A 15,014-nucleotide genomic window follows, 5' to 3' on the forward strand; every position below is an offset into this window, starting at 1 on the left:
CGGGGACAGGAACCGCTCTCAATCATAGGCGAAGTGCTCTGAGTGCACCTCGTGCGTCCCCGTACTCTTCCGCGATATGAGCCTTCCTGCTTTCACCAACCGTCTCTCACTCAGCATCACACGGTGCGCTGCTCAATGCTCACGCCCGGCCGCCAGCCCTGATCGCACCCGGTCATGAAACTCTCCCCGCATCCTGCCGGGGCGCTCTCCGCTTCCGTCGCGAGCGTCGTCCGCGCTGTTTGCGAACCGTACGCCGCTCCTGTCGAAGGCGACGCGCACACCGGGTTCGCGACTGAACCTCGTGGAGACGATTGACAAATCACCACGCACCTGTCTAGAGTCTTTCCAGATTGCGTGAGAGCGCTCTCACGCCCCCAAATGAGAGCGCTCTCACCCTTCGCCTCACAGAAACCGCACCCACCACCCACAAAGGAGTGACCGTGAAACTCTCACGACGCACCAAGGCAACAGCAACAGTTGCCGGCGTTGCGGCCCTCGCCATGCTGGCCACTGGCTGTTCAGCAGACGGCGGCTCGGCAGCATCCGGTGATGAAGACATCACCCTCACCATCACAACGTTCGGCACTTTCGGTTACGACGACCTGTACGCCGAGTACGAAGAACTGCACCCGAACATCACCATCAAGCCGACGAACATCGACACCGGAGGAAACGCCCGTACCGATGCCTTCACCAAGCTCGCAGCCGGCTCCGGCCTGAGCGACATCGTCGCCGTCGAAGAGGGCTGGCTTGGCGCGATCATGGAGGTGTCCGACCGCTTCGTCGACCTCAACGACTATGGCGCGCAGGACATCAAGGACCGCTGGCTCGACTGGAAGTTCGAGCAGGGCACCGACCCGGACGGCCGCGTCATCGGCTACGGAACGGACATCGGGCCCACGGGCCTCTGCTACAACGGAAAACTGTTCGAAGAGGCGGGACTTCCCAGTGACCGCGACGAGGTCGCCGAGCTCTTCGGCGGAGACGACGCGAGCTGGGACACGTACTTCAAGCTCGGTGCCGAGTACACCGAGAAGACAGGCAAGGCGTGGTACGACCACTCCGGCTTCGTCTGGAACTCCATGGTGAACCAGATGGACGAGGGCTACTACACCTCGGACGGCGAGCTCAACATCAAGGGCAACACCGAGATGCGCGACCGTTTCAATCAGCTCGCCGAGGCGACGTTGAATGGCCAGTCGGCCGCGCAGACCGCGTGGGACTGGGGCGGGGGCAAGGCCTTCGTTGACGGCTCCTTCGCCACGTTCGTCTGCCCGGGCTGGATGCTCGGCACCATCAAGGGGCAGCTCGAGGCCGGTGGCGGCGACGCCAGCACCGGCTGGGACTTCGCCGACGTCTTCCCCGGAGGGCCAGTGAACTGGGGCGGTTCGTTCCTCTCGATCCCCACCACGAGCGAGCACGTTGAAGCCGCAGCCGAGCTGGCCGCCTGGCTGACAGACCCGGAGCAGCAGGTGAAGCAGTCCAAAGCTGCCGGCAACTTCCCCAGCACGATTAAAGCTGAAGAGAAGCTCGCCGAAGAGGCCACACCGAACGAGCTCTTCAACGATGCCCCCACCGGAGCGATCCTCGCCGAGCGCGCTAAGGGCGTGAAGGCGCAGTTCAAGGGCCCGGACGACTCCGTCATTCAGGAGAACGTCTTCGGCCCGGCGCTCAACCTGCTCGACCAGCAGGAAGCAACAGCCGATGAAGCCTGGCAGAAGGCACTCGACCTTCTGCAGGACCTCGTCATCGACAACTGATGTCACGGGGCTCCCGGTGAGAGCCGGGAGCCCCACACGATTGGGCTCTCATGACTGCGACACTCTCCCCGGGCACCTCGACGCCCCCGCGCTCCTCCACACCGCGCACTCCCTCACGCTCTGAACGGCGCCGCCACTGGCTCAGCCGCGTCGACGTCAAGGCATCCCCCTACGCCTACGTCGCCCCGTTCTTCATTCTCTTCGGACTCGTCGGGCTCTTTCCCCTCGTCTATACGTTCGTCGTCTCGCTCTTCGACTGGGATCTGCTGAAGGGGCAGGGCGACTTCGTCGGCCTCGCCAACTTCGCGAGCATCCTGCAGGACGAGTACTTCTGGAACTCCCTGTTCAACACGTTCAGCATCTTCCTGCTATCGGCGATCCCGCAGCTTGTGGCCGCGACTTTCATCGCGGCCATCCTCGACCAGAACATCCGGTCGAAGACGTTCTGGCGCATGAGCGTCCTGCTGCCGTACGTGGTCACCCCCGCGGCTGTTGCCCTGATCTTCTCGAACATGTTCAGTGAGGACTACGGCCTCATCAACAACATGCTGCAGAACTTCAACCTCGACGCCATCGGGTGGAAGACCGACACGCTCCCCAGCCACATCGCGATCGCGACCATGGTGAACTGGCGCTGGACGGGCTACAACGCCCTCATTCTGCTGGCCGCCATGCAGTCGGTTCCGCGCGACGTCCACGAATCAGCGGCGCTGGATGGGGCCGGAGCACTGCGCCGGTTCTTCAGCATCACACTCCCCAGCATCCGTCCCACCATGGTCTTCGTCATCATCACGGCGACGATCGGTGGCCTGCAGATCTTCGTCGAGCCCCGCATGTTCGACGCAGCAACGGCCGGCGGTTCCCAGCGGCAGTTCCAGACCACCGTTCTCTACCTCTGGGAGATGGCATTCTTCCGACAAAACTTCGGTAAAGCGTCGGCCATCGCCTGGCTGCTGTTCCTTATCATCGTGGGCATCGGCCTGATCAACTTCATGCTGTCGAAATCGATAGCGACGGCCGAAACCAAGGTATCGAGATCGCGGCGGCACCGACGCCTCGCCCGGTACCGGCAGGGTCAGGCCACAGCATCCGCCCCGAGCGCCCGTGGGGCTCAGAGTGCGAGCGAAAACCACGGCACGCACTCGTCCGATCGCACCAAGGAGGTCCCTCGATGAGCGTCGCAACCGAGAAGAAGCAGACGGCTCCGAGAGCGGAGAAGCGCCGTCGGTTCTACGGCATCGACCGCAGGCCCGGCTTCCTCACCTATGGGCTTCTCACGGTGTTCCTGGTGTGTTCGGCATACCCGCTGTGGTGGTCGTTCGTCATGTCGACCCGACCCAACTCGGACTTCGGCCTCAGCTGGCCGCCCCTGCTTCCCGGGGGTCAGTTCTGGGTCAACATCCAGACGGTCCTCGAATCGATCCCATTCTGGAAGGCCCTCGGCAACAGCCTCATCATCTCGAGCGTCGTCACGATCTCGGTCGTCACGTTCTCGACGCTCGCGGGCTATGCATTCGCCAAGCTGCGCTTCCGCGGCCGCAATGGGCTCATGGTCTTCGTGATCGCGACACTCGCCGTCCCCACGCAGCTGGGAATCATTCCGCTCTTCATGCTCATGCGCACGTGGGGCTGGACCGGCAGCATCGGCGCGGTCATCATTCCGTTGCTGGTCACCGCGTTCGGTGTGTTCTTTATGCGCCAGTACCTCGTCGACGTCATCCCTGATGAGCTGCTCGAGGCCGCCCGTGTCGACGGTGCGAACATGATCCGTACGTTCTTCCACGTCGCTGTGCCCGCGGCCCGCCCAGCCATGGCGATCCTCTCTCTGTTCACGTTTATGACGGCGTGGACCGACTTTCTCTGGCCCCTGCTCGTGCTCGACTCGACGAACCCCACGCTGCAGACGGCACTCAGCCAGCTGCAGTCGGCGCACTACGTCGATTACTCTGTCGTGCTGGCCGGTGCTGTACTCTCGACCATCCCGCTGCTTGTACTCTTCGTAGTGGCAGGCAAGCAACTCATTTCCGGAATCATGCAAGGAGCTGTGAAAGGCTGATGACACTCAATTTCCCGCCGACGTTCATGTGGGGATCCGCCACAGCAGCCGCCCAAGTCGAGGGCGCGGGGCACGAAGGGGGCAAGCGCGACTCCGTGTGGGACGCCTTCGCCCGCGTTCCCGGGGCGATCGCCCGAGGCGAGAATCTCGAGACGGCTGTCGACCACTACCACCGCTACCGCGAAGACGTCGCCATCATGCGCGAGCTCGGTCTCGACACTTACCGGTTCTCGACGAGCTGGTCGCGTGTGCTCCCCGACGACGGCGAGGTCAATCCTGAAGGCGTCGACTTCTACAGCCGCCTCGTCGATGAGCTTCTCGCCGCCGGCATCCGCCCCTGGCTGACCCTGTATCACTGGGACCTCCCGCAGGCGCTCGAAGAGCGCGGCGGCTGGGCGAACCGCGAGACGGCAGAGCGCTTCGTCCGCTACGCCGAGGTCATGTACGACGCCCTCGGCGACCGTGTGCAGCACTGGACGACGTTCAACGAGCCGTTCTGCTCGTCGCTGCTCGGCTATGCTTCCGGGGTTCATGCGCCGGGCAGGCAAGAGCCGGATGCTGCCGTCGCAGCGATCCACCACCAGCACCTCGCCCACGGCCTCGCCGTGCAGCGTCTCCGCGAGCTGGGCGCCGAGAACCTCGGCATCACGCTGAACCTGTCGAACTCGATTCCGCTCGATGCGAATGACCCCGTCGATGTGGAGGCAGCCCGCCGCTTCGACGTGCTGCAGAACCGCGTGTTCCTCGACCCGATCGTCACAGGCGCCTACGCCGACGACACCCTCTCGGATCTCGAGCAGTTCGGGCTTCGCGAGCTGATCCAGCCGCGCGACATGGAGATCATCGGGTCCCCGATCGACTTCCTCGGCGTCAACCACTACCACGACGACCAGGTCTCGGGGCACCCGACGCCGGGCTCTGACGGCCACTCCGGTGCAACGGATCGTGAGATCTCCTCTCCCTGGGTCGGCAGCGACAACCTGTCCTTCCCCTCGCGCGGACTGCCCCGCACGGCGATGGGCTGGGAGGTCAACCCGTCCGGACTGCGCGTGCTGCTGACACGCCTCGGCCGCGAATACCCGAACATGCCACCACTGTTTGTCACGGAGAACGGCTCGGCCTACGACGATGTCGTGTCAGAAGACGGGCGTGTGCGCGACCCCGAGCGCGAGGCGTACATCCGGGACCACGTTCAGGCCATCTCGGACGCGATTGCCGACAGTGCCGACGTGCGCGGCTACTTCGTGTGGTCGCTTCTCGACAATTTCGAGTGGTCATGGGGCTACGACAAGCGGTTCGGCATCGTGCGCGTTGACTACGAGACGCTCGAGCGCACCATCAAGGACTCAGGCCGTGCGTACGCCGAGATCATCGCGCAGGCTCGCTCCGACGCACGTCGCGAGACGGCATCCGCGCATTAAGGTGGTGACAGGCACACTGCGCGACGGAGGGCGGGCACGATGACTGATCGGATGATGGCGAAGTCAAGCGCGCCCACCCTCGAGGCCGTCGCCGCGCACGCGGGCGTCTCGCGCGCTACCGTGTCACGCGTCGTCAACAATTCGCCCAAGGTCACGGACGAGGTCGTTGCGATCGTGAACGCGGCGATTGACGAGCTCGGCTACGTGCCCAACCGCGTGGCCCGCTCGTTGGCGAGCCGCAAGACGCAGGCGATCGCTGTGATCGTGCCGGAGACCGCGGCGAAGGTCTTCGACGACCCGTTCTTCTCGTCAATCGTGCAGGGCATTGCGCTGCATCTCGCGGGGACCGAGTACACGCTGAGCCTACTGATGGAGACAGAGAACTCCTCGGCGAAAACCCGGCGGTATCTGCGCGGCGGCAACGTCGACGGGGCTCTCATCGTGTCTCACCACGTGAGCGACCACTCGTACACGCAGCTCGGCGCGACGGTTCCGATGGTGTTTGCCGGGCGGCCGCTGATCCCCGAGGCCGTCACCGGGTACTACGTCGACGTCGACAACGTCGAAGGCGCCCGTCTGGCGACGAACCACCTCATCGAGCTGGGGCACAGGCGCATCGCGACGATCGCCGGCCGCACCGATATGCCGGGTGGTCACGACCGGCTTGACGGCTGGCGGTCAGCGATGGCGGACGCCCGGCTCGACGACTCGCTCATCGCCTACGGTGACTTCTCGCCGTCAGACGGCGCGGCGGCGATGCGGACTTTGCTTGACAGCGGAAAGCCCATCGACGCCGTGTTCGCGGCGAACGACCAGATGGCGGTCGGTGCGTACTCGGCGCTCCGCAGTGCGGGCCTGCGCGTGCCCGACGACATCTCCGTCGTGGGATACGACAACGACAGGTATGCCGCGACAGCATCCCCGCCCCTGACCACCGTCAATCAGTCACCAGAGCAGATGGGCGATGCGATGGCCGGCATTCTGCTGCGGCTCATCGAGGGCGACGAGACGGTTCCGAACGCAACAATGATTCCCATTGATCTCGTGGTGCGTGACTCGACGGCGCCGAGGCGCTGAATCGGCGGCAGCCTGGTTGGTAACACCGCCCACGAGCGGGGCGCTCCGCGAGACAATGGGGACGTGACTGTTCAGACGCTTCCCCTCGATGACACGGCGGTCCGCCGCATCCGCTCCGATTTCCCCGAGCTCGGGGCGCTCGTGAATGGGAAACCCCTGGTGTATCTCGACTCGGGAGCAACGAGCCTCAAACCGACGAACGTGCTCGACGCCGAACGATGGTTTGCCGAGAACTTCACGGCTGCCGTGCACCGCGGGGCGCACACGCTCGCGGCCGAGGCGACCGAGCAGTTCGAGCGGGCGCGCGAAAGCGTCGCCGCGTTCGTCGGGGCCGACGCCGACGAGATCGTGTGGACGTCGAACGCGACAGAGGGCCTCAACCTCGTCGCCTATGCGATCGGTAACGCGACGGCAGGTCGTGGCGGGGCAGCATCCGCGCAGTTTCGGCTCGAGCCCGGCGACGAGATCGTTGTGACCGAGTCAGAGCACCACGCCAACCTCATCCCCTGGCAGGAGCTCGCCGCGCGCACGGGAGCCGTCGTGCGTGCGATCCCCGTCGATGACTCGGGGCAGGTGACGCTCGAGGCCGCGGCCGAGGTGATCGGCGAGCGCACGCGCATCGTTGCCATCGCTCATGTTTCGAACGTGACAGCGGCGATCGCGCCGGTCGACGGGCTGGTGCGTCTGGCACGCGCAGTCGGGGCGTTTGTGGTTCTCGACGCGTGCCAATCGGTGCCGCACATGCCCGTCGACCTGCACGCCCTCGACGTGGACTTCGCCGTGTTCTCAGGCCACAAGATGCTCGCACCCACGGGGATCGGCGTGTTGTACGGGCGGCGCGACCTGCTGAATGCGCTGCCGCCGTTTCTCACGGGCGGGTCGATGATCACGACCGTGACGCTCGAATCGGCCGAGTACCTGCCGGCGCCGCAGCGCTTTGAGGCGGGCACGCAGCGCATCTCGCAGGCCATCGCCCTCGCAGCAGCCTGCGACTATCTCAGCGTCGTGGGCCTCGACCGCATCGCCGCGCACGAGCACGAGCTCGGTGCGCGTCTGGTTGACGGTCTGCAGCAGATCGACGGCGTGCGACTTCTCGGGCCGACGGATGCTGTCGCCCGCACAGGTCTCGCAGCGTTCGACCTTGAGGGCGTCCACGCCCACGACGCGGGGCAGTTCCTCGATGATCGCGGCATCGCCGTTCGCGTCGGGCACCACTGCGCACAACCGTTGCACCGTCGCTTCGGCATGACGGCGTCGACGCGCGCGAGCACGTACCTCTACAACACGACAGACGACGTCGACGCATTTCTCGATGCCCTCTCCGGTGTGCGCTCGTTCTTCGGGGTGAGCGCATGAGCGGGCTCGAATCCCTGTACCAGCAGGTGATCCTTGACCACTCCCGCGAGAAGCACGGTTTCGGATTGCGTGAGGGCGAAGCAGCATCCTCGCACCAACTGAACCCGACGTGCGGCGATGAGCTTACGCTGCAGGTGCATCTCTCTGAGGACGGCGCGACGATCAATGATGTCGCGTGGGAGGGCGCTGGCTGCTCGATCTCGATGGCGTCGGCGTCGCTGCTGAGCGACTTGGCGGCCGGGATGCCGGTAGCCGATGCCCCGGCACGCATTGCGCTCTTCCGCGAGCTGATGCGGTCGAAGGGAGCCGGTGTCGCCGACGACGAACCTCTCGGCGATGCGGCTGTACTTGAGGGAGTCTCGCGCTACATCGCCCGCGTGAAGTGCGCGATGCTGGCGTGGGTCGCGCTCGAGGACTCCCTTGCACAGCTGCCGTAGGCACAACGTGCTCCGCCTCTCCGCCTGCGCCCCGCGCTCTTCGCTCCGCGCGGCACGCAGCACCCCGTTCAGCGCCTCGCGCCCGCCCGCGCCCTTTGCCCCAAGCTCAGCCGCGCCTCGCGCCGCACCCCCGTTCAGCGCCACGGGTTGTGTGGTGGCGTATCAAATATGACTCGACACCACACAATTCGTGGCGCAACCGGGCTCGCGCAGCTGAGCGTGACAGGACGTGACCGAGCGTCACAGATCGCGCCGAGATGCGGCGACAAACCGGAGGTACCCATCAGACAAAAACAAGCCTTGCGATTGGCCGACAGGTTTCCGATACTGGCCGAGACGCAAGGCGCGAGCTCGAGGAGGGCTACATGACACGATCGATCGTCATCGGAGCGGGAATGGTCGGGCTCGCGACGGCCTGGCATCTGCAGGAACACGGGGTCGACGTGACGGTCGTCGATCGTGGCGGCGTCGCGGCGGGGTCCTCGTGGGGCAATGCCGGCTGGCTCGCTCCCGCGAAGACGATCCCGCTCGCGGACCCGAGCATCTGGACGTATGGTCCGCAAGCGCTGATCGACCCGGATGCTGCGTTGCACATTCCTATGCGCGTGGACCTCAGCTTGTGGTCATTCCTCGCACGCTTCGCGGCTCACGGCACGCAGCGCGCCTGGGACCGCGCGATGGCGGCCCTCACGCCGATCGATAAGATCGCGCTCGAGAGCTTCGACGAGTTGCTCGGGGGCGGCATCGACTCGTGGACGCGTGAAGGTCCGTTTGTCATCGGGTTCCAGCGGGAGCAGCAGGCGAAGGGGTTCATGCGCGACGTTGCCGGTGTGATCCAGCACGGTCAGAGCGTCACCGTCGAGCGCTTGGACGACCCACGCGCGCTTGCCCCGCAGCTGTCGCACAACATCGGCGCTGCATACCGCATGGATGGGCAACGGTTCATCGAGCCGGGCCCGTTCGTGCACGCCCTCGCGGACTCCGTCGAGGCGCGCGGTGCCGAGATGCGGCTGAGCCACGAGGTGACCGCGGTCTCATCAGCATCCGCTCCATCGGTGACGCTCGCGACGGGTGAGACCCTCACCGCGGATTCGGTCGTGATCGCCACGGGCGCATGGATGCCGGAGCTGGCACGGCAATTCGGTGTCAACGTTCGGGTGCAGGCGGGTCGTGGGTACTCGTTCACCGTCGAGACCGCGGAGCCGGCCGAGCATCCGGTCTACCTGCCGACGCAGCGGATCGCCTGCACGCCGTACCAGGGGAGATTCCGCATTGCGGGCACCATGGAGTTTCGCGGGCCGGATGACCCGTTGCAGCACCGCCGCATCCAGGCGATTGTCAATCAGGTGCGCACTCTCATGACGGGCGTCGATCTCGACAACCGGCACGACGAGTGGGTCGGCTCGCGGCCGGTCACGCCAGACGGGCTTCCGCTTGTTGGGCAGACGCGGGCGCCGAACGTGTATGTCGCCGGTGGCCACGGCATGTGGGGCGTCGTGCTCGGTCCAGCGACGGGCAAGCTGCTCGCCGAGCGCATCGCTACGGGCCGCACTGACCCGGCGATCGCGCCGTTCGACCCGTTGCGCTGAGTTGCATTGCCCTCACGCGCTGACTCGCGCTGCCTCGTCTCGGCTCTGCCACTGCGCGCTGAGTCCCGCTGCCCTCACGCGCTGCCTCGCGCTGCACTGTCTCCGCACTGCCACTGCGTGGTGAGTTCCGCTGTCCTATCTCAGCCCAGCCACTGCGTGCTGAGTCACCCCGCCCTGACGCATCCTGCCCCAGGGCGCTATGTTGCTCTGCACTGCCCTGACGCCCAGACCCGCTGCCTTCTCACTGCGCTCGCTGTTGCCCCGCTGGCTCGTCGCATCCCTACCGCAGAAACTCCTGACGACGCGGCTGCCAAGCGGTACGTCACACCTTTGCGCTCCAGAATCGGATCTGCGCGCCAGAACTTTCCATAGCGCAGTTCCGATTGTGGCGCGCAGTTCCGCTTACGGGCTCACGGGCTGCGGCACAGCTGCGTGAGACGCAGGGCGCAGCACAACTTCGTCGGGCCCGCCACCGCTGCGTCATGCGCAGAGCGCAGCACGGCTACGTCATGCGCAGAGCAGCTACGGCGGGCGCAGGGCACAGCACAACTACGTCAGGCTCGCCACCGCTGCATCACGCGCAGGGCAGCACGGCTACGTCATGCGCAGAGCAGCTACGGCGGGCGCAGGGCACAGCACAACTTCGTCAGGCCCGCGACCGCTGAGTCATGCGCAGGGCGCAGCACGGCTACGTCATGCGCAGAGCGGCTACGGCGGGCGCAGGGCACAGCACAACTACGTCAGGCTCGCCACGGCTGCGTCACACGCAGGGCGCAGCACCGCTACGTCAGGCGCTCGCGCATGATCGCGACAGCATCCGGATTCTCATCGATCAGCACGTAGTTGCGGCCCAGCTCCGTCGCCGCCGCACCCGTCGTGCCACTGCCGGCAAAGAAGTCGAGCACCCAATCGCCCTCGCGGCTCGAGGCCTGCACGATGCGTCGCAGCACGCCCACAGGCTTCTGCGTGGGCCACCCCGTCTTCTCCCGACCGTTCGGCGAGACGATCGTGTGCCACCACACATCGGTCGGCAGCTTGCCACGCGCCGCCTTCTCGGGCGTCACGAGTCCCGGCGCCATGTACGGCTCGCGGTCGATCGCCTCGGCGTCGAACACGTACGCGCGCGGATTCTTCACGTAAACCAGGATCGTGTCGTGCTTCGTCGGCCACCGCGACTTCGACTTCGCGCCGTAGTCGTACGCCCAGATGATCTCGTTGAGAAAGCAGTCTCGGCCGAAGATCGCGTCACACAGCACCTTCGCGTAGTGCGCTTCGCGGTAGTCCAGGTGCAGGTACAGGGTGCCGTCATCGGCGAGCAGCCGCCACGCCTCGAGCAGCCGCGGCTCGAGAAACGCCCAGTAGTCATCGAACGCGTCATCGTAACGATGCAGCTGACCGCGAATGCGCTCGTAGGTCTGCCCTTTGAACCCGGTGACAGTTCCCGCCGTTCCTTCAGCTGCCCGCACATGGGTGGTGCGGGTGCGCCTTTGCTCACGGCCGGTGTTGAACGGAGGGTCGATGTAGATCAGCGTGAATGCGGCATCCGGAAATTGGGGCAGAATCGTGAGATTCTCGCCCTCGATGACCACGCTCGTCTCGGGCAGCTGGCGTTCATCTGGGCTTTCCGAGACCACGGATGCTGTCGCTGCAGCATCCGCGCCGACGGAGTCGTGCGCCACTACGGCACCCGGTTCAGCCAGGCATCGGTCGAGAACTTCGTTTCGACGAGCTTCTCGGCTTCGGCGTATTCCTCCGGCGTGATCTCGCCCGGCGTGGCACCTGTCTGCGAGACGAACGTCTCTTTCATGCGCTCGATGATCTCGGCGCGGCTGAGTCCAGTCTGGCTGCGCAGGGGGTCAACGCGCTTCGCGGCGGACGTAGTTCCTTTGTCGCTCATCTTCTCGCGCCCGATGCGGAGCACCTCGGTCATCACCTCGCCGTCCATGTCGTAGCTCATGGTGACGTGATGCAGCACTCCCCCGCTGCCCAGGCGCTTCTGAGCGGCTCCACCGATCTTGCCGCCCGGGCTCGTGATGTCGTTGAGCGGCTTGTACTCGGCGTCGATGCCGAGCGAGCGCAGCGCTTCAATCACCCACTCGTCAAGGTAGGCGTAGGAGTCGGTGAACGACATTCCCTGTACCAGCTCAGCCGGAACATACAGCGAGTAGGTGACGACTTCGCCCTTTTTCATGAGCATGGCGCCGCCGCCGGAAACGCGCCGGACGACGTCGAACCCGTGCTTGGCCGCGCCCTTCAGGTCGACCTCGTTCTTCAGTGACTGGAAGCTGCCGATCACGACGGCGGACTCGTCCCACTCCCAGATGCGCAGCGTCGGCCCGCGTCGCCCCGCTCCGACTTCGCTTGTCAGTACCTCGTCGAGCGCAAGGTGCATGCGCGGGGGCACGGCCTCAGAGTGGATGATCTGCCATTCGAAGTCACGCCAGTTCGCGGCCTGCGTGAGAGCACGCCGCGTGGCTACCGCGACAGACTCGGGGGTGAAGCCCAGAAGGGATGCGTCTTCGGGCAGAGCGTTCCGCACCGCGGCAGCGAACGTGGCAGTGTCGCTGCCTGCCAGCATCCCGCGTATTGCGTCGTCGATCGTCCCGAGTGCCTCGTCTGGCTCGAGGAAGAAGTCTCCGGCGAGCGCGAATTCCGTGATGACGCCGTCGTCCACCTCGAGGTCGACGACCACGAGTTTTCCACCTGGAACCTTGTATTCACCGTGCATGATGTCAGCCTATCGCCGTTGCGTCGGTGCCTTGGGGCGGCACAATGGAGACATGAGCACGACTTTGATTATGGTCAGACACGGTGAGACCGTCTGGCATGGCGAGCACCGGTACGCCGGATCCAGCGATATCGCACTGACCGACCACGGCATGCAGCAGGCCGAAGAACTAGCTGCGTGGGCCGCGAAGCACCGCCCTGACGTGCTCGTTTCGTCTGAGTTGACGCGTGCCTGGCGCACGGCGGATGCGGTGGCGCAGGCTACGGGCCTCGAGCACTGGACCGAGCCGGACCTGCGCGAAGTGGACTTCGGCAAGGGCGAGGGGCTCACGCTTGACGAGCTCTACGAAAAATATCCGGATACTGCCGCCGCATTCGTGGCGGCACCGGCGAGGTCGCCCATGCCCTCGGGTGAACCGGGAGCCATCGCGGTTGCACGTGCGCTCAAGGTTCTGGCGCGCATCATCCGCGACGCCGATGGCGGAACAGCTCTGGTCGTCGGCCACGGAACTCTGATGCGCCTCGTGATCTGCACTCTGATCTCGATTGACCCGAATCTCTACCGCGACGTCTTCCCCGAGGTCGACAACTGCGCGCTCACGACCCTCTCGTTCGAAGACGACAAGGCATCCCTGCTGAACTTCAACGTCCCGGTTGGCAACGCCCGCTGACCGTGCAGTTTTGAGCAGACACCGTTCCGGTGCGTGACCTGCACAACAAATTCCAATCCCTCACCGGCACCATCGTTCCGGACCGATTACGCGATCTGGCCCAGCATCAGCATCAGCATCAGCATCGACACGGTACTGCGCTGATCACGCGAGCATCATCGGCACACCTTGAGAGCTTCACTCTCGGGTGACGATGTAGGAGAATCCTGCGGGTGATGTCCATCGCACGCGCCCGTCGGGGAGTCTTGTGGGTGTCCACTTTGTGGCGTGTTTCAGCGTGTGGTGTCGTTTACACAGCAGGTGCAGGTTCTGTGTTGTGGACTTTCCGCCGTCTTCCCACGCCACAATGTGGTCGATATCGCAGTACGTCACGGGCGCATCGCACTCGAGGAAGTCGCACGTGACATCACGCAACCGGATCGCGCGTTTCATCTTCTCGCTCAACCGGTACTTATTCGGATCCGTGTACCGGTACGCGCCGGAGACCGGGTCCGTAAGAACACGAGTAAAGCTTGTCGCCTGCCCGATCAGGAGATTCGCCGTCTCCGGGTCGATCGGCCCATACCCGGCGAGCTCCGCCGGTTCAGAACTACGCCCAATCAACGACAGGGCAGGAACGGTGACCACAACACCCGGACGCAACGCAGCAAGCTCCGCACGCGACAACGTCACAGTATCACCATCGGCGGGGTCGCCATCTACAGTGTCGCCTGTCTCGAACCCGATGCCAGCATCAGCGTCGTCAGTAGCGTCTTCGGCCGTACGATCAGCGAGTGAGCCCGCGTCGCCAGGGTTGCCGATCGTCGCGGTGTCAGCACTCTCGGTCACCTTGTCAGCATCCGGAATCACATGATCAGCAGCAGCATCCGCGTTTCCAGCGCCCTCGATTGCGTCGTCAACGTCTCTGGTGGAGTTGCTATCAATGGTGCCGGACCCCGTGGGCACAGAGATTCCTGTGGTGCAGGCTGCGGCGACCAGGTCTGCCTCGATCTGCCGAAGCGTACGTGGGTCACCGGCGGCCCGAAGCGCTCGCGCCCGGGCAGCAGCCTGCCCCACAATCGAAGAGGTGACATCTGCGGAGTGGTAAAGACTGACGTAGGCCATGCCGTCGTCAGCCGGTTCGTGGTCGACACGCCTGTTTTCGAATGCCTCGTCCTTCCGGACCTGAATGGATTCCGGGTGAAGCTCCTCGCGCGTCTTTCGAGCAGTCTGCGTGAATCGAGTCGGGGTCTGCGTGCGAGCCGCAACCACGATTGCGGCGTCAAACTCGGCCCGCGCGTCGGCAGGCACCGACCAGGCTTGCCGAGCTGCGGTGCGAGCGTGCATAAAGCTGGTGAAGCCGACTCGGAATGCGTCCATCACCTGTGGCAGATCCTCCACCAGTGTGATGGCCTCGTGAATCATCGTCTCAGCAACACGGTCGGTGACGCCGATTTTTACCGACACCTCGGCGGCGAATGACCGCTCCATCGCCTGGTCTTCCGACAGCCCACCAGCGCGGGATGTCGCATCTGAGTGTGCAAGAACCGCATCGCGAGAACGCACGTATGTGTCGTGTGCCCGATAGAGGTTATCGATCATGAACGCGTGGGCACGCTGTGCCCGGTCGAAGGATTCACCGACCGCGTCCAGATCCGCCGCGAGCGCATCGCCAAACTGAGGCAATGGCGAAGCCGATTCGTCCTCCAGCTCCACGGCGTCGCGAATCATCCAAAACTCATCACCGAGTCGGTCGCCGGCATCCCCCATCGGGAGCGGACTCCGCGACATCGTGCACCACTGCTCCGAATTCATGCCACGAGTTTACCAAAACTCGTACGTATATACTAGTCTTTCGACAACATTTATTCGAACTAATCTACGATAACTCGGGAGCTCCTCATCCTTCATGGGTGCAACCTGTGCCTCACTATTTCGCAG

General features: G+C 64.7%; 12 protein-coding genes. 9 read left to right on the forward strand and 3 right to left on the reverse strand.

All coding sequences use genetic code 11. The features are described from left to right. Positions 1-500: 500 nt before the first annotated feature. The 8 genes from OK352_RS00970 to OK352_RS01005 all read left to right on the forward strand — a co-directional run bounded on the left by OK352_RS00970 (position 501) and on the right by OK352_RS01005 (position 9,696). Positions 501-1,760: an ABC transporter substrate-binding protein gene (locus OK352_RS00970; protein ID WP_372338072.1), complete on the forward strand. Its 1,260-nt coding sequence runs from the start codon at positions 501-503 to the stop codon at positions 1,758-1,760. Between the two features lie 50 nt (positions 1,761-1,810). Then, positions 1,811-2,935 carry a carbohydrate ABC transporter permease gene (locus tag OK352_RS00975; protein WP_265139519.1) on the forward strand — a complete coding sequence of 375 codons (1,125 nt, stop codon included), beginning with the start codon at positions 1,811-1,813 and terminating at the stop codon, positions 2,933-2,935. Then, positions 2,932-3,816 (forward strand): carbohydrate ABC transporter permease, encoded by an 885-nt coding sequence (locus OK352_RS00980; RefSeq protein ID WP_265139520.1) that lies wholly within the window; start codon positions 2,932-2,934, stop codon positions 3,814-3,816. The genes OK352_RS00975 and OK352_RS00980 overlap by 4 nt, the downstream gene beginning before the upstream one ends. Then, on the forward strand, positions 3,816-5,237 hold the full coding sequence (locus OK352_RS00985; RefSeq protein WP_265139521.1) for a GH1 family beta-glucosidase: 1,422 nt from the start codon (positions 3,816-3,818) through the stop codon (positions 5,235-5,237). Before OK352_RS00980 ends, OK352_RS00985 begins: the two co-directional genes overlap by 1 nt. Positions 5,238-5,276: 39 nt before the next feature. Further along, a complete protein-coding gene (locus OK352_RS00990) occupies positions 5,277-6,314 on the forward strand; it encodes a LacI family DNA-binding transcriptional regulator (RefSeq protein ID WP_265139522.1) in 1,038 nt (345 codons plus the stop codon). Between the two features lie 63 nt (positions 6,315-6,377). Beyond that, on the forward strand, positions 6,378-7,670 hold the full coding sequence (locus tag OK352_RS00995) for an aminotransferase class V-fold PLP-dependent enzyme (protein WP_265139523.1): 1,293 nt from the start codon (positions 6,378-6,380) through the stop codon (positions 7,668-7,670). Beyond that, positions 7,667-8,107, forward strand: coding sequence for a Fe-S cluster assembly sulfur transfer protein SufU (sufU, locus tag OK352_RS01000; RefSeq protein WP_265139524.1), 441 nt, complete (start codon positions 7,667-7,669; stop codon positions 8,105-8,107). The genes OK352_RS00995 and sufU overlap by 4 nt, the downstream gene beginning before the upstream one ends. Positions 8,108-8,472: 365 nt before the next feature. Beyond that, positions 8,473-9,696: an NAD(P)/FAD-dependent oxidoreductase gene (locus tag OK352_RS01005; RefSeq protein ID WP_265139525.1), complete on the forward strand. Its 1,224-nt coding sequence runs from the start codon at positions 8,473-8,475 to the stop codon at positions 9,694-9,696. 782 nt (positions 9,697-10,478) lie between these two features. Here OK352_RS01005 and OK352_RS01010 read toward each other — a convergent pair. After that, complete coding sequence (locus OK352_RS01010; RefSeq protein ID WP_265140241.1) at positions 10,479-11,300, reverse strand: DNA-methyltransferase; 822 nt, start codon at positions 11,298-11,300, stop codon at positions 10,479-10,481. 74 nt (positions 11,301-11,374) lie between these two features. Then, complete coding sequence (locus OK352_RS01015; RefSeq protein ID WP_265139526.1) at positions 11,375-12,424, reverse strand: lipoate-protein ligase LplAB; 1,050 nt, start codon at positions 12,422-12,424, stop codon at positions 11,375-11,377. A 52-nt stretch (positions 12,425-12,476) separates the two neighbouring features. Here OK352_RS01015 and OK352_RS01020 point away from each other — a divergent pair, with 52 nt between their 5' ends. Further along, positions 12,477-13,094, forward strand: a complete 618-nt coding sequence (locus OK352_RS01020) for a histidine phosphatase family protein (protein WP_265139527.1) — start codon at positions 12,477-12,479, stop codon at positions 13,092-13,094. Positions 13,095-13,271: 177 nt separating this feature from the next. Here OK352_RS01020 and OK352_RS01025 read toward each other — a convergent pair whose 3' ends face one another. Beyond that, positions 13,272-14,888 (reverse strand): HNH endonuclease signature motif containing protein, encoded by a 1,617-nt coding sequence (locus OK352_RS01025; protein ID WP_265139528.1) that lies wholly within the window; start codon positions 14,886-14,888, stop codon positions 13,272-13,274. Between the last annotated feature and the right edge of the window lie 126 nt (positions 14,889-15,014).

Source organism: Microbacterium sp. MPKO10 (assembly GCF_026107415.2).
In the GTDB taxonomy this organism is placed as follows: Bacteria; Actinomycetota; Actinomycetes; order Actinomycetales; family Microbacteriaceae; genus Paramicrobacterium.